Source organism: Phenylobacterium sp. 58.2.17 (assembly GCF_026411515.1).
Taxonomy (GTDB): domain Bacteria; phylum Pseudomonadota; class Alphaproteobacteria; order Caulobacterales; family Caulobacteraceae; genus Phenylobacterium.
The window spans coordinates 68,798-88,554 of the sequence record NZ_JAPMTQ010000007.1; the positions used below are offsets into that span (position 1 = coordinate 68,798).

16 protein-coding genes are annotated in these 19,757 nt (G+C 69.2%); 5 read left to right on the forward strand and 11 right to left on the reverse strand.

Annotated features, from left to right (window positions below; translation table 11 throughout):
* Positions 1–21 precede the first annotated feature (21 nt).
* Complete coding sequence (locus OUA97_RS07555) at positions 22–1,284, reverse strand: DUF445 domain-containing protein (protein WP_267231218.1); 1,263 nt, start codon at positions 1,282–1,284, stop codon at positions 22–24.
* Positions 1,285–1,290: 6 nt separating this feature from the next.
* On the reverse strand, positions 1,291–1,947 hold the full coding sequence (locus OUA97_RS07560) for a type II toxin-antitoxin system HicB family antitoxin (protein ID WP_267231219.1): 657 nt from the start codon (positions 1,945–1,947) through the stop codon (positions 1,291–1,293).
* Positions 1,948–2,043: 96 nt separating this feature from the next.
* On the opposite strand from OUA97_RS07560, the gene OUA97_RS07565 reads away from it, so the two are divergent.
* The gene (locus tag OUA97_RS07565) at positions 2,044–2,328 is read left to right on the forward strand and encodes a hypothetical protein (RefSeq protein WP_267231220.1); all 285 of its coding nucleotides are present in this window, start codon (positions 2,044–2,046) and stop codon (positions 2,326–2,328) included.
* Between the two features lie 140 nt (positions 2,329–2,468).
* Entirely contained in the window at positions 2,469–3,674 is a 1,206-nt protein-coding gene (locus OUA97_RS07570) for an MFS transporter (protein WP_267231221.1), read from the forward strand.
* Here OUA97_RS07570 and OUA97_RS07575 read toward each other — a convergent pair.
* The 6 genes from OUA97_RS07575 to OUA97_RS07600 all read right to left on the reverse strand — a co-directional run bounded on the left by OUA97_RS07575 (position 3,659) and on the right by OUA97_RS07600 (position 10,296).
* Positions 3,659–4,897 (reverse strand): glycosyltransferase family 4 protein, encoded by a 1,239-nt coding sequence (locus tag OUA97_RS07575; protein ID WP_267231222.1) that lies wholly within the window; start codon positions 4,895–4,897, stop codon positions 3,659–3,661. The two genes, OUA97_RS07570 and OUA97_RS07575, sit on opposite strands and share 16 nt — an antisense overlap.
* Positions 4,894–6,777: a hypothetical protein gene (locus OUA97_RS07580; RefSeq protein WP_267231223.1), complete on the reverse strand. Its 1,884-nt coding sequence runs from the start codon at positions 6,775–6,777 to the stop codon at positions 4,894–4,896. Before OUA97_RS07580 ends, OUA97_RS07575 begins: the two co-directional genes overlap by 4 nt.
* Before the next feature lie 17 nt (positions 6,778–6,794).
* A complete protein-coding gene (locus OUA97_RS07585; RefSeq protein WP_267231224.1) occupies positions 6,795–7,550 on the reverse strand; it encodes an ABC transporter ATP-binding protein in 756 nt (251 codons plus the stop codon).
* Positions 7,547–8,380: an ABC transporter permease gene (locus OUA97_RS07590; protein ID WP_267231226.1), complete on the reverse strand. Its 834-nt coding sequence runs from the start codon at positions 8,378–8,380 to the stop codon at positions 7,547–7,549. The genes OUA97_RS07585 and OUA97_RS07590 overlap by 4 nt, the downstream gene beginning before the upstream one ends.
* A gap of 142 nt (positions 8,381–8,522) precedes the next feature.
* Positions 8,523–9,248 (reverse strand): class I SAM-dependent methyltransferase, encoded by a 726-nt coding sequence (locus tag OUA97_RS07595; protein ID WP_267231227.1) that lies wholly within the window; start codon positions 9,246–9,248, stop codon positions 8,523–8,525.
* A 10-nt stretch (positions 9,249–9,258) separates the two neighbouring features.
* The gene (locus OUA97_RS07600) at positions 9,259–10,296 is read right to left on the reverse strand and encodes a dehydrogenase (protein ID WP_267231228.1); all 1,038 of its coding nucleotides are present in this window, start codon (positions 10,294–10,296) and stop codon (positions 9,259–9,261) included.
* Between the two features lie 207 nt (positions 10,297–10,503).
* On the opposite strand from OUA97_RS07600, the gene OUA97_RS07605 reads away from it, so the two are divergent.
* Positions 10,504–11,199 carry a hypothetical protein gene (locus OUA97_RS07605; protein WP_267231229.1) on the forward strand — a complete coding sequence of 232 codons (696 nt, stop codon included), beginning with the start codon at positions 10,504–10,506 and terminating at the stop codon, positions 11,197–11,199.
* Between the two features lie 26 nt (positions 11,200–11,225).
* On the opposite strand, the gene OUA97_RS07610 is transcribed toward OUA97_RS07605, so the two are convergent.
* Genes OUA97_RS07610 through OUA97_RS07620 form a run of 3 tightly spaced genes read right to left on the reverse strand, consistent with a single transcriptional unit; the run spans position 11,226 to position 16,606 of the window.
* Positions 11,226–12,368, reverse strand: coding sequence for a glycosyltransferase family 4 protein (locus OUA97_RS07610; RefSeq protein ID WP_267231230.1), 1,143 nt, complete (start codon positions 12,366–12,368; stop codon positions 11,226–11,228).
* The gene (locus OUA97_RS07615) at positions 12,365–15,562 is read right to left on the reverse strand and encodes a glycoside hydrolase family 99-like domain-containing protein (protein WP_267231231.1); all 3,198 of its coding nucleotides are present in this window, start codon (positions 15,560–15,562) and stop codon (positions 12,365–12,367) included. The genes OUA97_RS07610 and OUA97_RS07615 overlap by 4 nt, the downstream gene beginning before the upstream one ends.
* 24 nt (positions 15,563–15,586) lie before the next feature.
* On the reverse strand, positions 15,587–16,606 hold the full coding sequence (locus tag OUA97_RS07620) for a sulfotransferase family protein (RefSeq protein WP_267231232.1): 1,020 nt from the start codon (positions 16,604–16,606) through the stop codon (positions 15,587–15,589).
* Positions 16,607–16,809: 203 nt separating this feature from the next.
* Between OUA97_RS07620 and OUA97_RS07625 the strand changes: the two genes are divergently transcribed.
* The gene (locus OUA97_RS07625; protein ID WP_267231233.1) at positions 16,810–18,678 is read left to right on the forward strand and encodes a hypothetical protein; all 1,869 of its coding nucleotides are present in this window, start codon (positions 16,810–16,812) and stop codon (positions 18,676–18,678) included.
* Positions 18,679–18,728: 50 nt separating this feature from the next.
* Positions 18,729–19,715 (forward strand): hypothetical protein, encoded by a 987-nt coding sequence (locus tag OUA97_RS07630; RefSeq protein ID WP_267231234.1) that lies wholly within the window; start codon positions 18,729–18,731, stop codon positions 19,713–19,715.
* Positions 19,716–19,757 lie beyond the last annotated feature (42 nt).

Sequence of the window (19,757 nt, forward strand, 5' to 3'; positions counted from 1 at the left end):
AGCGCGGGCGGGAGAACGGCGCTACTGGAGTCCGAAGGCGCGGCTCGCAGAAAAGATCGCCAGGCCCACCAGCCCGCCTACAAGCGTGCCGTTGACGCGGATGAACTGCAGGTCCTTGCCGACCTGCAGCTCGAGCTTGTCGACCACGCCCTTGGTGTCCCAACTGGCCACCACCTGGGCGACGAAGCCGCCGATCTCGTGGCGGCGCGGGGCGATGACCTGGCGGGCCAGGATCCGGGCCCATTCGTTGAGCCGCGCCTGGGCGGTCTGCTCGGTGTGCAGCCACTCGCCCAGGGCCAGCAGCATCTGCTCGAGCCGCTCGGTCAGGCCCGCGCCGTCGCCGTCGACCAGCCGCTGTTCGATGTCGCGCCAGACGCCGGCCGCCTGCTCGCGCAGGGCCGGATCGGCCAGCAGCTTGGCCTTCAGGTCTTCACCCTTGGCGATCAACTCGGGATCATGGGCCAGGCGGTCGATGAAGCTCTCGATCCAGGCCTTGAGCTCCTGGCGCCAGGGATGGTCGGGCGCGCGCATCTCGACCAGCAGTTCGCCGAGGCCCGTGGTGACCTTCTGGGCGATCATCTTGTCGATGAACCTGGGCATCCACTTCCAGGACTTGGCCTCGACCTTTTCCTGGATGGTCGCTTCGTTGGCTTCGAGGTAGGCGGCCAGCTTGTCGAGGCACCAATCGAAGGCGGCCTGGGAGCGGCCTTCGTTCCAGAAGGCGGCCAGCAGCTTGGAGGCGGTCGGGGCGGCCGGCACGGCGCGGATCGCGGCGCTCGCCGCCGAGCCGGCGGTCTCGCGCAGCATGTCGCGCGGCAGCACCTTCAGGATGGTGGGAACGAGGCCGGACAGCCGTTTGGCCAGTCGCCGCGCGTGGCGCGGCTGGCGCAGCCACTCGCCGCCCCAGCGCGCGACCTCGATCTGCTTCAAACGGCTGTCGAGCACGTCGACGGTCAGGAAGTTGTCGGCGATGAAGCCGCCCAGCGCCTGGCCGATGCGGTCCTTGTTGCGCGGAATGATGCCGGTGTGGGGGATCGGCAGGCCCAGGGGGCGGCGGAAGATCGCGGTCACCGCGAACCAGTCGGCGCAGGCCCCGACCATTGCGGCCTCGGCGAAGGCGCGGACATAGGCGAGCCACGGCCAGTAGTCGTCGCCTCGGCTGGCGGCGACGAAGACGATCGCCATCGCCACCAGGAGCCCGGTGGCGATGGCTTGCATGCGCTTCAGGTCGCGCAGCTTCTGTGCGTCTGGCGACGCGGTCGTCGCGATCGTACCTGCCGCCATGTCGGACTAGATCGCCGCGTCGGCGCGTTGGCTCGCCTCATCCCTGGGGGCCTCGTCCTTGCGGGCTTCGGCCTCCTTGCGGCGCGCCATGGCCGCCGAAATGTTGTCGGCGGTCTTGCGGATGGTGTCGGTCAGCTTGGCGTCGAAATCGTTGACGCTGCGGTTGAACGTCGAGTCCGGGCCGAGGCTGTCGGTGATCTTGCGGCCGAGCACCGACCACTCGTCCTGCAGCTTGCGGGCGATGGCGTCGAAGTCCGCGCCCGTCCCGGCGCCGATCTTTTCGCCGAGGGCGGTGCGCGCAGCCGAGGCGATGAAGCCCGAGCGACTCATGCCGCGGGTCTCGGCGGCCTGGTCGATACGTTTCAGCAGCCGCTCGCCGATCGAGATGTTCACCCGCACCGGCGTGTCCTCGACCGCGACGTCGACCAGGAACGGAATCACCCCGGCCTCGGCCGCGACGGCTTCGAGCGCGGTGGGCTTGGGCCAGTCGTGACCGTCGTCGGCCAGGCGCTGCAGTTCCTTCAGCACCGCCTCGCGGGCGGCGACGACCAGGGCGGCGATGTCGGCGCCCTCGACGGCGAGGCCGGGCAGGTCGGGGAAACTGGCGCTGTAGCCGCCGGCCGGGGCGGTGCGGGCGAGGGCGACGAAGACGAGGGTGGTCATGGGGAGGATCCTCCGCGAAGAAACGAAGAATAGACGTTGTGTAGTTTTGCGCAAATTCAAGCCGTCGTGTGCGCCTTGGCCGCAGGACTGGGAATCATGCGATCAGGCCCCATGCCCAGCCCGCCCGGATTGCCTGAGTTCGACCTGCCGATGATCTTCGGCGACGCCATGGCGGGGCTCGGCTTCCAGTCCGGGGTGGCGCGGCTCGCCTTTGCAGCCAACGTCGCCGACGAGGCGGGCGAGGAGCACAAGGTCAAGTCCGGCTATCTGATCCTGACCCCGAACTGCATGCTGGAGCTGCGCAGCCAGATCGATCAGATCCTGACCGAGCTGGAACGCCAGGGCGTGATCAGCTTCACGCCGGATCGCCTTGACGGCTAGCCCGGCGCGGCGGCGGCAAGTCCCTTGGGGGCATTGACGCGGCGATCCAAGCGCTTCCTGTTTACTGAACGCTCGCGAACACGAATTGTATAGCGAAGGCGGGCAGCCTGCAGATCCAGTGCGCCGGGGAGGGATAGGCCATGACAGGAGCGAGCACGCGTGCGGCGAATCCGGGCCTGATCGTCGCCATCTGCTTCGGCATCGCCGCACTGGAAGGCTATGACATCCAGGCGTTCGGAGTGGCCGCACCCCATATGGCGCCGGAACTCGGCCTGGGGCCCGCGCGGCTCGGCTGGGCGGGCAGCGCGGCGATGATCGGGCTGGTGATCGGGGCGCTGTTCGGCGGCTGGGCGGCCGACCGTTACGGCCGCCGGCCGGTGCTGATGGGCTCGGTGGCGCTGTTCGGGATGTTCTCGCTGGCCACGGCCTTGGCCACAAATTTCGAGACCCTGACCCTGGCGCGGCTGGCGACCGGGCTCGGCTTCGGCGGGGCGATGCCCAACCTGATCGCCATCGCCAGCGAGATCAGTCCGCCGCACCGCCGGGCGCTGACCACCACCAGCATGTTCTGCGGCCTTCCGGTCGGCGGGGCGCTCGTGGCCCTGGCGGCCCAGCTCGGCGAGGCCGGCGGCGTGGACTGGCGGATGCTGTTCATGATCGGCGGCGCCCTGCCCTTGATGCTGGTGCCGGTGGTCTACTTCCTGCTGCCCGAAACCCGCCCTGCGCGGGCGGGCGACGGCCCGCCGCCGCAGCTGCTGGCGGGACTGTTCGCGGACGGCCGGGGCCTGGCCACGGTGCTGATCTGGGCGGTGTTCGCGCTCGACCTGCTGGTCACCTACCTGTTGCTGAACTGGCTGCCGCTGCTGGTCGTGGCCAAGGGCTTCACGGCGGCTGAGGGCGCGGCCGCAGCCTTCGCGATGAATCTCGCGGCGGTGGTCGGCTCGCTGGTGCTGGGCTGGGCGGCGGACAAGGTCGGCTACCGTTGGCTGTTGGTCGCGGTGTTCGCGGGTCTGGCCGGCGCGCTCTACGCCCTGGCCGCGGCGACCGGCCTGCCGATGATCCTGGCGGCGTCCGCCGCCGCCGGCTTCACGGTCATCGGCGGGCTCTACGTGCTCTACGCCCTGGCGCCGGTCTATTACCCGCCGCAGTTCCGCGCGGCGGGGGCCGGGGCCTCGGTCGCGGCCGGGCGGCTCGGATCGATCGTCGGGCCGTTGATCGCCGGCCAGCTGCGGGCGGTCGGCTACGGTCCGGGCGACGTGCTGAACGCGCTGGCGCCGGCGGCGGTGGTGACCATGGCGGCGGTGTTCGTGCTGACCACCTACGCCAAGCCCTACCGCGAGGCCTGAGCCCGTCGCGAGGCGCCGGCCGCGGCCAGGGCGGCGCGCTGCACGCCGTCCGGCAGGGTGGCGAACCAGGCCTGGGGAGAAAGCTGCTCGGCCACCCGCTGCTTGCCCGCCTGCGACAGCCGGGCGGCCAGGTCGCGGTCGGCCCGCAGCCGCCGCAGGGCCTGGGCGGCGGCTTCGACGTCGGGGTCGGCCCAGGTCTGGCCGCGATAGATGCCCTGCGGGTCGTCCACGGCGATGGGCTGCGAGGGGATCACCAGGGCGCAGGTCTCGTCCATGAAGTCGACATTGCCCGACCAGCCGGTGCCGATGACCGGCGTACCGAGCGCCATGGCCTCGGCCATGGTCAGGCCGAAGCCCTCGGCCCGGTGCAGCGAGATGAGCACGTCGGCCGAGGCGATCAGGCTCTTCACCTGAGCGTAGGGCCAGACCACGTCCAGCACCTCGACATTGGCCGGAGCCTGGGCGCGCAGACGGGCCAGGAAGTCAGGGAAGGCCGCCCCGTTCTGGGTCTTGATCACCAGCCGGGCGGTCGGGTCGTCCGGGAAGGCCCGGGCGAAGGCGGCGATCATCGCCTCGGGGTTCTTTCGCGCGGCCGAGGACTTGAAGTCGAACAGGGTCACGGCGGTGAACCGCTCGTCGCGCGGGGCCGGCGCGACGCCGCGATAGTCCTCCATGAACAGCGGGTGCGGCACCACCCGGACCGGGGCCTTGGCGCCGGTCAGGGCCGCGCCGGTGAAGGCGCTGGGAACCCAGACCTCCTCCAGGAAGGCGGCGTCCTTCAGCCAGGCCTTGGGCGCGCGGGGCAACTCCCAGGCCCAATAGCCGTAACGCGGGCCGCGGACGTTCTTGGGGCCCAGGAAGGCCAGCGCGGCCAGCAGCTCGGGGGCGTTGACGTGGAAGATCCACGGGCCCGGCGTGCGGGCGGCCTCGGAGGCGCCGATCCAGTCCAGCTTCGCCCCGGCGATGTCGACCTGTTCGACCGGCGCGCCCAGCGCCTCGAAGGCGCGGACGGCCAGCTTGGCCGAGGCGGCGATGCCGTAGGAACCGCCGAAGTCGCCGACCACCCGAATCGGGCCGCTCGTCGTCTGCGCGTCATGCGGGGCGCGGGCCTGATGGCGGACATAAGCCTCGAGCGCCGGTCCCAGGATCGGCTGGGCCAGGCGGCGGACAGGCTCGGGAGTCAGCGCGCGCCAGGCGCCGCGGGCGGAGGACAGCAGGCTCATGCGCTGGCGGACTCCCAGGCGACGCCCTGGGCCAGCAGGGCCACGGCGTCGGCGGCGATCAGCCCGGGCGCGGTGCGGAACACCAGCTTGCCGACCCGGGCGGGGGGATCGGCGGGCGCGCCCTGCGGCGTGCGGAAGCGGCCGGCGCCGGCGTCGAACACCAGCGCCTCGCCGCCGGCGGCGTCGGGCGTCCAGCGCTCGACCGCCAGCAGTGTGTTGATGGCGCCGGCGGCCGGGGCGCGGCCGGCCTCGACCGGTTCGCGGCGCACCGACAGGCGGGCGAGCTCGAACACCGGATGGCTGTCGACCGTCTGCGGCAGGGCGGCGACGTCGACGCCGTACTCGGCCAGCCCGCCGCCGATCAGCCAGCGCAGGAAGCCGAAACGGCCCTTGAAGGTGGTCAGCGGAAACAACCGCTGCAGGTCGCCGCGGCTTTCCCAGATCGACAGGAACAGGCGCGGGAACGGCATGCCGCGGGCCAGTTCGCGCACCGGGGCGTTGAAGCCCGAGCGCAGCGCCGTGCCCACCCATTGCGGCCAGGCGGCGCGATGGGCCAGACCGTAGGCGGCGAAGCGGAGCTTGGCCTCCGAGAGGTCGCCGGCCACCTGGCGGGCGGCGCGCAGGGCCAGGTCCGGCTCGGCGAAGGCCTCGGGCGGAGCCAGCCGGGCCGAGAAGCGGCCGTCGATCGATTCCGGGCCCAGCAGCCAGGCCTTCAAGCCCGCTTCGTCAGTGGCGAAGCGGTCGCGCAGGTCGCGGCGCGCATGGGTCAGGGCGCCGACCGCCGGCGCCTCCGGCGCGCTGGTCAGCCAGCTGGTCAGTTCGGCTGAGCCCGTCAGCCAGGGTCCGTCCAGGAGACCGCCCAGCGGCTCGCGGAGCACCTCGCCAGGCCTCACCGCGGCCCAGGCCTCGGCCGCCGAGGTCAGGCCGCCGCCGAAGTCCTCGCCGGCGCGGGCCGCGGCCAGCATGCGGCGGCGGGTCTCGCGCGGGACGAGTTCGCCCGAGGGGAAGGCGCGGTGGGCGTAGGGAATGGCCGAGGCCTCGACATGGCCGTTGCGCAGCAGCGCCTGGGCGTAGTCGGCGAGCAGGGCGGCGAGGTCCGAGCGCGGCGTGACCTTGATGCGGTCCTGGTGCTTGGAGAGCAGGTCCGGCCGGGTCGGGTCGAAGCCGGAGAAGTGGAAGAAGGCCAGCGGCTGGCCGTCGACGCTCCAGCCGTCCGCCGTACGGGCGACCTGGCGGCCCTCGAGGTTCCAGTAGGCGAGGTTCAGGGTCGGGGTGCGCAGGATGGCCAGGTCGCTGACCAGGCCCGGCGCCAGGTCCATCCACTTCTGGTCGGTGAACAGGCCGGCGGCGAAGTCGACGCGGCAGTCGAAGCGCAGCTTTTCGGCCCACCAGTCGAGCAGGTCGAAGATCTCCGGTTCGGCCCGCATGGCTGCAAAGCCGAGATTGAAGGAGCCAGACTGCAGGATGACGTGGTCGTTGGGGCTGGCCTCGCCGCGTAGCGGACGGGTGGTGTGCGGGGTCAGGGCCAGGGGGGCCTTGGCCAGTCCCTCGCGCACGGCGTCGAGCGGGCGATAGACCCAGATGTCGGGATCGAAATAGGCGCCGGAGGTGACGCCCTCTCCCGACAGCAGCGCCTTGAAGCACAGCGGCTTGACCGCGGTGTTGAGCTCCAGCGCGTCGTAATAGGCGCACATGGCCGCGAAGTCCGGCACGACGCTGGCGGCGTCGAGGGTGCGGATGCCCGGGTCCTTGAAGGCGATCGGGCCGTCGGTGGTGACGACCACGCGGCGGATGCCCGGCTCGATGGCGCCCAGGCTCTCCATCAGGCTGGCGGCCTGGGCGGCGTAGTTGCGCGAGACGATGGTGAAGATGAAGTCCAAGGTCGCTCCCCGGGGCGTCAGGCGGCGGCCAGCAGTTCGTCCAGCTTCTTGACGTCCATGATCTTGGAGGCGACGCCGCTCTCGATCCGCATGACCTTGTTGCAGTAGAGGCGGATCAGTTCGAGGTCGTGCGAGGCCAGCACCAGGATGCCGGCGCGCTCCATCAATTCCAGGATCCGCTTGTGGGCGAGCTTCTGGAAGTCGGCGTCGCCGACGGCGATCCACTCGTCCATCAGGATGACGTCGGCATGGACGGCGGTGGCCACGGCGAAGGCGAGGCGCGCCTGCATGCCGGCCGAGTAGGTTTTCAGCGGCATGGCCAGGAACGGGCCGAGGCCAGTGAATTCGCCGATCTCCTGCATGCGCTGTTCGATCTCCTTGGCGGAGAGGCCGGCGATGCGGCCGCGCAGGCGGATGTTGTCGAGCCCGGTCGCCGACGGGTCGATGCCGAGGTTCAGGTCGAGCATGGCGGCGATCTGGCCGTGCACGTCGATGGTGCCCTCGTCGGGCTCGTAGGCGCCGGCCAGGGCGCGCAGCAGCGTGGTCTTGCCCGAGCCGTTGTGGCCGATCAGCCCCAGGCGGTCGCCCGACTTCAGTTCGAGATTTATGTTCGACAGCGCCGTGACCTCGGGCGCTCCCATGCCCGTGCGGCCCAGCTTGCCGCCCACGGTGATGCGCGCCAGGTGCTTCTTCAGCGACTTGGAATCGACCCCGTAGACCGGGAAGCGCAGGGTCAGGTCGGTGACCCGGATGGAGACCTCGGGGCCCTTCATAGGTAGTGCACGATCCGTCGACGGGTGAGGGCGAAGGTGGTGAAGGTTCCGGCCCAGCCGAGCACGGCCAGGACCACCATGAAGATGTAGGTGCGCGGGTCCACGACATTGCCGAGCAGCGGCGCGCGGACGAGCTCGAGCAGGTGATAGAATGGGTTGAGCACCAGCACCGCGTGATCCAGCAGCCGACCGCCGGGCAGCCAGAACACCGGGGTCATGAACATCGCGAACTGCACGACCGAGCCGACGATCTGCGGGATGTCGCGGAAGCGGGCCGAGGCGATGCCGGCCGCCAGGCTGATCCAGGCGATGTTGACCAGCAGCAGCAGCACGCCGACCGCGCCCATCAGCACGTCGGTCTGGCGCCAGTGGTCGTAATAGACCAGCACGCCGACGATGATGATCAGGTGGTGGGCCAGGTTGATCACGTTGCGCATCACCGTGCGCCACACGAAGGTGAACATCGGCAGCGAGCTCTGGCTCAGGATGCCCGCCGCCTGCACGAAGGTCTGGCAGCCCTCGAGGATGACGTTGGCGATCAGGCCCCAGACGACGATGCCGAGCGCCACATAGGGGATGAACTCGTTGACCGGGACCTTGAACAGGTTGGCGTAGAGGAACCCGATCCCGGCCACCATGAGGCCCATGGACAGGGTGATCCAGAACGGGCCGAGGATCGATCCGCGATAGCGCGAGACGACGTCGTGCTTGGCCAGCGACCAGGCCAGGCCGATGCGGTCGAGCGAGGCGCGCAGGTCGGCGAACGCCATGCTGAACTCGTGCATGGGACCGCGCCGTCCGGTGCGAACCATGTGTTGTGCGGATTGCATTCAGTCTCCCGACCAAGAGCGCGCCGACGCACCGGCCATCTGTGGCGCTCGCCGGTGGGTAACAGGTCGCATTTTACGGCGCAAGCATGGCGCCGGGCGTGGAATCCAAAGGAAAATCCGCTCCGGCGCCGCCAGCTGGCGGTTACAGCTCGCTTTCGTCCTCGAAGGGCGGAGCGCTGGTCTTCATGTGGGCGTGGTCGGCCCGGTACTGGTTGAAGTGGCGGCGGTCGGCGGGCGAGGGCTGGGCGACGTCGCGCACCAGGCCGCCAGCCGCCAGCTCGGCGGCCGAGCGCTTGCGGACCACGAACTCGATCCCGCACTCGCCGATCGGCGTCAGGGTCTGGTCGAAGCGCGGCAGGTCGTAGCGGAAGGTCGAGTTCAGCAGCGCCACCTTCTCGACGTCGGCGGCCGGCCCGAGGTCAGACAGGATCTCCAGCACGTTGATCGAACGGTCCGACCAGGACTTGGCCTTCAGCATGGTGAAGGTCCACTTGTGGTCGCGGTTGTGGGTCGAGGGGAACACGCCCTGTTCGTAGAGGTCCTCGTCCGGCACGGTGACGACCAGGAAGCCGCCCGGCTTGATCGCGCCGAACCAGGCCTTCAGTCCCTGGCGCGGATCGACCAGGTGCTCCAGGCAGTGGCTGGAGTGGACGAAGTCGAGGCTCTCGGGGGCCAGGCCCGCGAGGAACTGGGCGTCGCCGTCCTCCCAGTCCCAGACCCGCACGGATTTCAGGCCCGGGAAGAACGGAACGTAGAGCGACAGCGGGTCGGGCTTGCCGCCGATGTCCAGCCCCTCGCCGACGAACCAGCGACGGGTGAAGTTCGGGTCGGCCATCCGGCGGACGATGGATTTCGAAAGTTCTTTCAAGGTCTTGATCCTATCGTACGTCCCAGGATTCGGCCCCGGTCGAGGTGAAGCGGGCGGCCTGGGCTACGCCGCCGAAGCCGCCCAGCAGGCGCTTGAGCCCCTCGCGCCGCGTCGGGTCGACGAGGAACATCATGAACCCGCCGCCGCCGGCCCCCGACACCTTGCCGCCGAACACCCCGAAGTTCTTGGCCGCCTCGTAGACGGAGTCGATCATCGGCGAGGACATGTTGTGGGCGGTCTGCTTCTTCAGGCTCCAGCCGGAGTCGAGCAGAGCGCCGAAGCGCGGCAGGTCGCCGGCCATCAGGGCGTCGCGCATTTCGAAGGCGCTGGCCTTGATGGCGTGGAGGCTTTCGATCGACTTGGGGGCGTGACTGCGCATGTTGGCGGTCTGCTCGTCGATGATCGCGGCGGATTCGCGGCTGACCCCGGTGAAGTAGAGCACCAGGCTGGCCTCCAGTTCCTTCATCACCTTGTCCGGCACCGCGACGCTCTCGACCTCGACCCGCGCGGCGTCGAAGAACCGCATGAGGTTGAGGCCGCCATAGGCCGCGGCGTACTGGTCCTGCGCGCCGCCGGCCAGGCCCAGCTCGCGCCGTTCGATGTCGAACGCCAGCCTGGCGACCGCATGGGCGTCCATCGACAGTCCCATGAACCTGCGCATGGCCTCCACCATCGCGACGACGAGTGCGGACGATGAGCCCAGACCCGAGCCGGGCGGGCAATCGGCGTAGGAGACCAGGGTGAGCGGCAAGGCGCGCCCCCCGGCATGATCGGCCATGAAGCGGTTGTAGACGCCCTTCAGCAGGCGCAGCGGCTCGTCGGTCGGCAGCGGCGCGACCGCGTTCGCCTGCCAGGTCTGGTCGCGGTCGGCTGCGACCAGGCGGACCTGGCCGTCGTCGCGGGCCTGGACGGTGACGTGGGCGAAGAGGTCGATGGCCGCGTTCAGCACCACCCCGCCGTGCTCGTCGCAATAGGGCGAGACGTCCGTGCTGCCGCCGCCGAAACCGAGACGAAGGGGGGCGCGGGCGCGCACCAGTTCATGACGCATGAGGGGCGATCTGATCCCGACCTGACTGACTGCGATGAGGGCGGGGTAGTCGCCGCCGGCCAGCTTGGCAACCGTCATCGGCGCCAGACGACGGTCTGGCGACTCGATGCAGTATCTTCGTTGCGACCCTGGCGAGAGCCGGGGCGGCTATCTATCTGGGCTGTGGGCCGCCCAATCCTCCCCCCCGGGGGCGCTCGGAAGTATCGTATGAAATCCATCCTCAACATTGCGGGTGCGGCGGCTATCGCCCTGACCCTTTCGGCCTGCGACCAGCCGGCGCCGTGGGCGCGCGCGGCTACCGCGCCTGAACCGGTCCGGGGCGTTGAGAACCTGCGGGCCCAGGCCGTGGCCTGGAACGACGCCGCCCAACGTTTCGAGATCAACGGCGCGCCGCTGAAGGCCGGCCGGCTCTGGACCTTCGACGGCTCGACCGAGGGCTTCGTCGCCGGCGGCGGCGAAGTGCTGCCGGCCAGTCCCGTCGGCATCGACCTGCGCAACGGCGCGGCGGACTCCATGCTGCGCTCGCCCAAGGGGCTGGCGCTCGATGGCAGCCGCTACTCGCTGGTGCTCGTGCGCCTGACCCGCACCCGCGCCGGCGCCGACTGGGACGGTTCGATCTTCTATTCCACCGCCGAGCACGGCGAGGCGGGCGAGTATCAGGCCAAGCCGCGCGACGGCGCCGACCCTGCGGTCAACGAGACCGTCGTGCTGGTCTACGACATGGCCAAGCTGAAGATGGGCGGCGACGACTGGACGAACTCGCTGATCGATCAGATCCGGGTCGACACTGACGACGCCGCCGGCGGCGGCTTCGTCGTGCATCAGGTCGCGGTGACCGAGAATCCGGGGGTGACCGCGCTGGCCCAGGCCCCCGTCGGGCCGACCACCATCGCTCAGCGCTAGGTCGTGTGGCTCCGGTCCAGGGCGGCTCAGGCCGCCTTGGCGGCGGCCAGCTCCTCCATCCGCGCCACGTAGCGCAGGCCGATCGCCCGGGCGCTGAAGTTCGTGCGGATGTGGCGACGGGCGCGCTCGCCGAGCGCCCGAGTCCAGGCCGGATCGTCTAGCAGGCCGCCGATCAGCTCCACGGCGTGATCCACCGACGGATCGGCCCAGACCTGCCCCTCGCCGAACAGGTAGGCGTCCGGGGCGACGGGGATCAGCTTACAGTCGACCAGCAGGCTGGTGTCGGGCGTCATGAAGTCGAGATTGCCCGAATAGTTGGTCGCCACCGCCGCGCGGCCCATGACCATCGCCTCGGCCGGCCCGCGGCCGAAGCCTTCGGAGCGGTGCAGCGACACGAAGGCGTCGCAGCAGCGGACCAGGTTCTTGATCTCGTTGTCGCTGAGCTGGCGGGTGATCGCCTGGATCTGGCCGCCCATCGCGCGGATCCGCCGTTCCAGCTCCTTGCGGGCGAGATTGCCGTCGTCGCCGCCCTTGTACTTCACGACCGCATGCAGGGGCGCATGCGGGCGCTGGGCGACCAGCTTCTCGAACGCCTCCAGCATCGCGAACGGGTTCTTGCGTTCGGCGTAGGACGAGAAGTCGAAGAAGAACAGGCAGACGAAGGCGTTCTCGGGAATGCCGAAATGCCGGCGGCCGAGGAATGACGACATGGTCAGCTCGACCGACAGCGGCATGTGCGTGATCGGCCGGGTGGTCGCGGCGGCGACCGCGTCCTGGATGAACTGCGACGGCGCCCAGACCTCGTCGAAACGGTCGAGGATCTTGGCCCACGGCGCGGGGTACTTGGCCAGCTCCCAGGCCGGATAGATGATGTTGTAGGCGCTTTCGAAGGCCGGGCCCGAACCCAGATGCTCGAGCACGCCCATCGCCTGCTCGACCTCGTCGGCGTTGATGCAGAAGAGGTTGGCCTTGGGGCTCAGCTTCGGAACGATGTGGCCGGCGAACTCGCGTTCGAAGTCGGGGTCCTTGTTCCGGTCCATGCCGTAGATGTCGATGACGCCGGGCGTGGCGCCGGCGGCGCGGAAGGCGCGGAAGGCCGAGCGCACATGCTCGGCCATGCCGATGGCCGAGAACGGATGGCCGACGAGGACGAGGTCTTCAGGCGTCATGACTTGTCCAGCAGGTCGGCGTCGGCGGCGTTCTTGATCGCCTCGAGCCAGGCATGGCCGAAGCGCTGGTCGGGCTCCAGGTGGGCGCCTTCGCCCCATTCGTTCCAGGCGTTGATGAACACGATCCGCTCGTCGCCGAAGTTCTGGCGGCGGGTCTCCTCGAACATCGCCTCGGTCCAGGCCTGGAAGGCGCCGGGGGTCGCGTGCTGGTAGTTCCAGCCGCTGTCCTGGCGGCGGGGGGTGTTGTCCCAGGACGGCATCACCCCGCGGAAGCGCTTGTGGCCCAGCGGCTCGGTCCCGAGATAGTTGCGGACCATCTGGCGATAGTCGTTCACGCGGCCCTCGAAGCGGGCGTTGTAGAGCGGGCCTGGCGGATGGATCAGCGCGCCGTTGCCGGCCGGCGGGAACTCCACCGAGGCGTCGAAGCCGATGCTGGCCGGATCGGTCTTGCCGCCGGCCTTCTCGAAGCTCTCGACGAAGGCCAGGTAGATCTCGCCGATCCCGGCCTGGCGGCAATGGTCGCGCCAGGCGTCGGCCCAGGCCCTGGCGTCGGGCAGCAGGCCGGGGCGATAGATGAGCACCAGCGGCTTGCCGTTGACCCGGATGTAGTTCGGCCGCTGCAGGAACGGCTCCATCTCGGCGATCGAGGCCTCGGCGTCGCCGCTCGCATAGGTCTGGGCCAGCAGCACGTCGCGCTCCTGGCCGTCCCAGGTGCGGGTCCAGTTCTCGTTGGCCCAGCAGAGGCAGAACGGGAAATCGTCCGCGCCGCCGTCCAGCAGCGGCTCCAGCGGCGTCTCAAGAATGCGGCGCCCGCCGGTGAACCAGTAGAAATAGTGGCAGAAGCCGCCGATCCCGTAGCGGCTGGCGAGCTCGGCCTGGCGGCGCATCGCCTCGGGGTTCGACAGGTCGTAGAAACCGAGGTCGGCCGGCACGTGCGGCTGGTAGTGGCCGCGATAGTTCGGCAGCGCGCGGCTGACATTGGTCCATTCGGTGAAGCCGGGGCCCCACCAGCGGTCGTTCTCGGCCACCGTATGGAACTGCGGCAGGTGAAAGGCGATCGTCCGCACGCGGTTGAGGGCTTCCAGCCGCTCGCCCCAGCGCTCCACGAACTTCTGCTGATTGCGCACCGCGAGGCGGTGCTTGTAGCCGCTGTCGATCGAGTTGGCGGTGACGCTCAGGTGGTGGACGATGGCCGAGGTCGGCTCGTAGATCACCCGCAGGCCGCGCTCGCGGAGGCGGAAGCAGAGATCGGCGTCCTCGCAGTAGGCCGGGGCGAAGGTCAGGTCGAAGCCGCCCAGCTCGCCGAACACCGCCCGCCGGACCATCAGGCAGGCGCCCGAGGCGTAGTCGACCTCGCGCCGCACGTTCCAGCGCGGCAGCTCGGGATCCTCGAACAGGCCGATCATCTCCGCAGCGCCGTCGATGCCGATGCGGGCGCCGGCCTCCTGCAGGCGGCCGTCGGGGAACAGCATCTTCGGGGCGACGGCGCCGACGTCGGCCTCTTCGGCGAACGGCGCGAGCAGCGCCGGCAGCCAGCCGGGGCGCACCTGGACATCGTTGTTCAGGAACACCACGAACTCGCCGCGGGCCTCGCCGGCGGCGCGGTTACAGGTGCGGATGAAGCCGAGGTTCTCCGGGTTCGAGATCAGCTTCAGGCCGGCGACCTTGGCCAGCACCCTGGCGGTGTCGTCGCTCGAGGCGTCGTCGATGACGATGACTTCAGCCTCGTCCAGGTCGCCGCAGGCCTGCAGCGCCGCCAGGCATTCGAGGGTGAAGGTCAGGTTGTTGTAGGCCGGGATGACGATCGAGACCTGCGGCGCCTGCGGCGCGGCGAAGGTCAGGCCGGCGGCGGCCTTGTCGATGTCGCGGGCCTCGACCTTGATCAGGTCGAAGGGCTTGACGCGCACGTCGCCGATCGCCCGCTCGCGGATGCGTTTGCGGGCCGCCTTCAGGTCGCGATAGGCTTGATTGTCATAGGCCCCGGCGTCGCGGGCCCGGCCAGCGGCGCGCAGCTGTTCGAACAGTCCCGCCTCGCCCTGCGGCCGCGCCACGGTGGCGCCCGGCTCGGGCTTGGGCGTGCGGCTCAGGGCCCAGTGCTCCAGCGACGAGACCGGCTGTTCGGCCGCCTGCGGGTTCTCCAGCAGGTAGGCGATCTCGTTGAAGTCGGCCGCCGGTGAGACGCCCTCGAAGGCGCCCTCGGTCAGGTAATGGACGACCGGATGCATGGCGGCCGGCATTTCAGCCTGCTGGTCGAGGTAGAAGGCGGTGTCGAAGTGAATGCTGGGGTCGCGGCGTTCCTCGAACCCGTGCGCCAGGAAGTGGGCCAGCGCGCTGGAGCCCATCGGGGCGGCGTCGCGATAGCGGTCCATGTACCAGCCCGGCTCGAACAGCGGGTGGGGGCTGCGCATCTCGCTGGCGCCGCTGGTCGCGTAGTGCAGCAGCGGCGCGACGTCGGCCTCGGCCACGTCGGGGTTCATCGCCAGGTACCAGGCGCCGCTGAACAGCGGGTGCGGCTCGTAGCCCTTGCGCCAGCCTTCGCGCAGGTAGTGGACCAGCGGGTTCTCGCCGCTGTCGGCGACCTCCTCGGCCTGTCCGACATAGTGGCGCACGTCGAACAGCGGGTGCGGGTCGTAGCCTTCGGTCACCCCCCTGTGCAGGTAGTGCTGCAGGGCGGTCAGGCCCGTAGCGGCGACTTTGACGGCGTGGCGGCCGCGATAGTCCTTCAGGTCGAACAGCGGGTGAGGGGCGCGTCCCTCCTGGTCGCCGGCGACCAGGTAGTGAGCCAGCGGCGCCCAGCGCGAGCCGCGCAGGTCGTCGTTGTTTTCCAGGTACCAGGCCTGGTCGAACAGGGCCTTGGGATTGACGCCGCCGTCCGGGCCGGCGCGGACATAACCGATCAGGTCGCGCGCCTGGCCGCCGTCGCGCCCCAGGCCGATCCGCAGCTTGAAGTCCCAGACCCCCGAGCGGGCGATCAGCGCTGCGCGGCCCGGCCACTTGGCGCGTGCCAACATCATGTCGATGCGCTGTTCGGTCGGGCCCTTGTCGGCCAGGCCGACCCGGCGGGCGGCGGCCTTGCGGAAGCGGTTCCAGCGATCCTCGGCGACCACGCGCCGGGCGCGATGCAGGTCGCGGCGCTTGGCGAGCAAGGCCTCGGCCGTGTTGTCGGGAACGGGGTGTTGGGTGTCGTTGGCCACGGTCGGTATTCTCGGGCGCGGTGCTTAGCGGCCGGCCAGGGCGGTGTCGACCATGGCCTCGATCTTCGCGCGCTCCTGCCGCAGGAGCGCCAGGTCTCGCTCCAACGCCTTGATTTGCTGCTCACGCACCTCGCCCAGCTGGCGTTGGTAGAGCAGTTCGGCGCGGGTCGAATCGAGCGTATTGGTCACAGGCGTGACCAATACGCCCATCTGCGACTTCATTTGGGCGATCTGGGCCGCGGCGCGCTCCAGCGGGGCGCGGTCGGGCGTCTCGCCCGCCGCTGAGGCCGTGAACCAGTCTAGCACTTCCTGAGCCATGGCCCCGACCATCGGCACGTCGGCCAGCGCGCCCATGCCGTCGTTGTGGCGCAGGTCCTTGGTCAGGAAGCCGTCGATGGCCGTGGCGGCGTGATCGGTCAGGCGGGGAAGCGGGGCGCCCAGCGCCTGCTCCATCCTGGCGACCTCGGCCCGCCAGTCGGCCAGCAGACCATCGTAGGACACGAAGGCCCGCGGCAGGTCGCGGCTGCCGGCCTCGGCGGCCAGCATATACAGCGTCCAGATCAGCACCGACTTTTCGACCGGGAAGGCGTCGCGGCGGGCCAGCGAGCCGGCCACGGCGAGGGGGTGGCGAACAGGGATGACCACCCGGACGGCTATGCCGGCGCGCTCCAGCACCGTGCGCCACATCGGCAGCAGCACCGAGACCCGGGGATCCTTGAGCAGCGGATGAATGGCCTCGCCGAACTCGGCCTTGAAGAGGTCCAACGCACGCGTCGTCCAATCGGCCTCGGCGTCCGGCGCCAGGGGCGCGTAGGGCAGGTTGAAGGGATCGTCCCAGGCGCTGCCGGCCGCGCGCAGGCGCTGGTCGTTGAACACCGAGATCTTCCAGGGCTCGAAGTAGCCCTTGGCGTTGTGTTCGTCGCCCGGCATCACGTTGTCGGGCAGTTCGGCCCCGGCCAGGGCCAGCAGCTGGGCGGTCGCCGAGGTGCCGGAGCGGTGCATGCCGAGGACCAGATAGGCGGTCCGCTGGAAGGTCTGCTGCATGTCGCCTTTGTCTCGCTTCGGACGTCCTCGTCGGTCCTGGGCCGATTGCCGAACCGGCGTTCTCGCCGCGATTTCAAACCGGAACCGCCAGGCTCAGGCGCTCCGCTGTATGGCCGCTTGCGCCCCGCTGCAAGGCTGACGCGGTTGATCGACGGACGCAACTGATGCAAACCCAGGCTTGGAGTCGCACGGAAAGTTCGCACATGGCCGCCGCGGCCTCACCAGATCGCGCCCACCGTCTGCTGGTGGTGGCGATGGATTTCGACTTCTACCGTCAGGCCCATTCGGACCTGACCTATGCCGATATCGACCCAGCCGGGCACTACGGCGCGGCCGGCTGGCGCGAGGGCCGCGATCCCGCGCCGTGGTTCTCGACCGACGCCTATCTCGAGCAGAACCCTGACGTGGCCCAGGCCGGGGTCAATCCGTTCGTGCACTACCTTCGGAGCGGCTATCGCGAGGGCAGAGCGATCTCACGGTCGCAATTCGCTGATGCCTACTACGCAGCTCTGGCGAACGGCGATGTGCCGATCACTGCGGCCGAGCGGAGCGCCGCGGCCGAGCACTTCGACGCGCGGTTCTATCAGACGATGAACCCGGACCTGGCGAAGGTCGGCATCGATCCTCTCGATCACTTCCTGCGCCACGGCTGGCGCGAGGGTCGCGATCCGAGTTTCGAGTTCTCGGTGGCGGACTATCTGGAACTCAATCCGGACGTCTCGGCCAGCGGAGTGCATCCCTTTGTGCACTACGTGATGACCGGCCGGCACGAGCGCAGACCGCTGAAGCTGGATTTGACGTTCCGGCAGGCGGCGCTCGGCCGCTTGCAGAGCTTCGAGGGCCGCCTTGCCGACGCTCGGCGTTGGGCCCGGCCCATCGAACTTACGCAACTGGGGGTCCTGGCGGAGGCGTTGGCGAACGCGCCTGCGCGCGGACTGCACCTGACATTCAGCCATGACGACTACAGCCGCTCGGTCGGCGGATCCCAGCTTTGCGTGCAGCGCGAGGCGGCCGAGTTCGCGCGGCTGGGCGTCAACCATCTGCATGTGTTCCCCGCCAACGGATGGCCGACGGTGCGGAGCGGCGCGACCCGTACGCCTATGGGGGTCCTGCTGAACGGCGAGACCGTCGGGTCCTTTGTTCCCCACGACATCACCAGGGCGTTGAAGAGCTATCACGCGGAAGGACCGCGCAGCTTCGCGATCCATCAGATGCTTGGGCACTCAAGTCGCGATGTCGTCGACATCGTACGCGCAGCGGGCATGAACGCCGGCTATTTCTGGCTGCATGACATGGGCTCGCTGTGCGCGGGGGTTCATCTCATGCGCAATGACGTTGAGAGCTGTGGCGCGCCTCCCCCGCAAAGCGCGGCATGCGGCGTCTGCATCTACGGCGCTGCGCGCAGCGGGCAGCTACGGGAGCACGAGTTGCTGTTCTCGCGTCTGGACCTCACGGTGATTGCGCCCTCGCAGGTGGCTCTCGACACGTGGCGTGAAGGTAGTGATTTCGGCGCGCGCGAAGCGTTGGTCTTGCCGCACGCGACCCTTGTTCCGTCCGACGAGCCGCCGCCCATGAGGGACGGACCTCTTCGCATCGCCTTTCCTGGTACGCCGTCGATCCACAAGGGCTGGCCGGTCTTCAATCATCTGGCCAACCGCTTTGCGGCCGATCCCCGCTATGAGTTCTTCCATCTGGCGAGCAAACCCGCGACAGGGACCACGGCACGCCACCATCATGTTGCGGTGACGGTCGACCAGCCGCTGGCCATGCGCCAGGCCATGATCGATCTTTCCATCGACGTCGCCCTGGTCTGGTCGTTGTGGCTGGAGACCTTCTGTTTCGTGGCCTATGAGGCTGCTGCTGCTGGCGCTGCGGTCGTCACGAGTCCGGAAAGCGGAAACGTCGCGGCCTTCGCCGCCGATAGCGGGCATGGCTTGGTGCTGCGAGACGAACAGGCCCTCGAAGCCTTGTTCGAGAGCGGCGAAATCCTTCAGTTGTCGCGCTCTGTGCGCCGGCCCGGCCTCTTTGACTTGAAGTTCAGCAGGCTTGCGGCGGAGCTTGCGCCGGCATGAAGGTTCTCTGCTTCTCCAGCTTCACCTACGCCTATCTTGACCGTGCGCGCGTGCTGTTCGCCAGCCTGCGGCGTTTTCATCCCGATTGGGAGCTGGTCGCGCTCATCACCGACCTGCCGCCGCCGGGCTTTCAGCTACGTCTGCAGGACGAGCCGTTCGATCGGGTGGTTCATCCGGACACCCTGATCCCTGACTTCAAGTCCTGGCTCTTCAAGCACGATGTGGTCGAGGTCTGCACCGCAGTGAAGGGACCATTCCTGCTCGACGCCTGCGGCTCGGGCGCGGACGTGGTCATCTATCTTGATCCGGATACAGCGCTCTTCTCGGACCTCACGCCGCTGATCGAGCAGCTTGAGCGGGATGACATCCTGCTCACGCCGCATTTGCTAGTTCCGAACGAGGATCATCAGGCGATCTTCGACAACGACCTGGCGACCTTGCGCACGGGCATCTTCAATCTCGGCTTTGTGGCGGTGAAGGCGAGCGGAGAGGGAGCTCGCTTTGCGCAGTGGTGGAACGACCGCTTGCTTGAGTACTGCTACGACGACATCCCCGCAGGGTTGTTCGTAGATCAGAAGTGGTGCGATCACGTGCCGGTATTCTTCGATCGGGTCGGGATCGTGCGCGACCCCGGCTACAACGTCGCGAGTTGGAATCTCAGCCAGCGCAAGGTCGCGATCGGCCAGGACGGAGCGATCAGGGTGAACGGCGCGCCCTTGAGATTTTGGCACTTCACCAAGCTCGGGCCTACCGGCGACGTCATGACCAGGCGCTATGCGGGCGACAGCCACGCGGTCTATGAGATCTGGCGCTGGTACAAGGAACGGGTCGACGCGGCGCGCGATCCGATCATTCCCGATCGCTACTGGGCCTATGAGCAGTACGGTGACGGGACCGAAATCGAGAGAGCCCATAGGCTGCTCTGGCGCGAGCGCGCCGATCTGCGGATGACGTTTCCCGACCCGTTCGATGCTTCGAAGGGCGGGTTCCTGGACTGGCTGCGCGCGCAGGGCCTCGCGGGGCTTCCCGCCGCTTGACAGGCGGACGCCCAAGTCTGACACGAATGGCGAGATAGAAGG

Bases quoted from the DNA above. Each gene is read 5' to 3' on its own strand.
- OUA97_RS07555 (WP_267231218.1), bottom strand. From the start codon at position 1,284: ATGGCGGCAGGTACGATCGCGACGACCGCGTCGCCAGACGCACAGAAG.
- OUA97_RS07560 (WP_267231219.1), bottom strand. From the start codon at position 1,947: ATGACCACCCTCGTCTTCGTCGCCCTCGCCCGCACCGCCCCGGCCGGC.
- OUA97_RS07565 (WP_267231220.1), top strand. From the start codon at position 2,044: ATGCGATCAGGCCCCATGCCCAGCCCGCCCGGATTGCCTGAGTTCGAC.
- OUA97_RS07570 (WP_267231221.1), top strand. From the start codon at position 2,469: ATGACAGGAGCGAGCACGCGTGCGGCGAATCCGGGCCTGATCGTCGCC.
- OUA97_RS07575 (WP_267231222.1), bottom strand. From the start codon at position 4,897: ATGAGCCTGCTGTCCTCCGCCCGCGGCGCCTGGCGCGCGCTGACTCCC.
- OUA97_RS07585 (WP_267231224.1), bottom strand. From the start codon at position 7,550: ATGAAGGGCCCCGAGGTCTCCATCCGGGTCACCGACCTGACCCTGCGC.
- OUA97_RS07590 (WP_267231226.1), bottom strand. From the start codon at position 8,380: ATGCAATCCGCACAACACATGGTTCGCACCGGACGGCGCGGTCCCATG.
- OUA97_RS07600 (WP_267231228.1), bottom strand. From the start codon at position 10,296: ATGCGTCATGAACTGGTGCGCGCCCGCGCCCCCCTTCGTCTCGGTTTC.
- OUA97_RS07605 (WP_267231229.1), top strand. From the start codon at position 10,504: ATGAAATCCATCCTCAACATTGCGGGTGCGGCGGCTATCGCCCTGACC.
- OUA97_RS07610 (WP_267231230.1), bottom strand. From the start codon at position 12,368: ATGACGCCTGAAGACCTCGTCCTCGTCGGCCATCCGTTCTCGGCCATC.
- OUA97_RS07620 (WP_267231232.1), bottom strand. From the start codon at position 16,606: ATGCAGCAGACCTTCCAGCGGACCGCCTATCTGGTCCTCGGCATGCAC.
- OUA97_RS07625 (WP_267231233.1), top strand. From the start codon at position 16,810: ATGGCCGCCGCGGCCTCACCAGATCGCGCCCACCGTCTGCTGGTGGTG.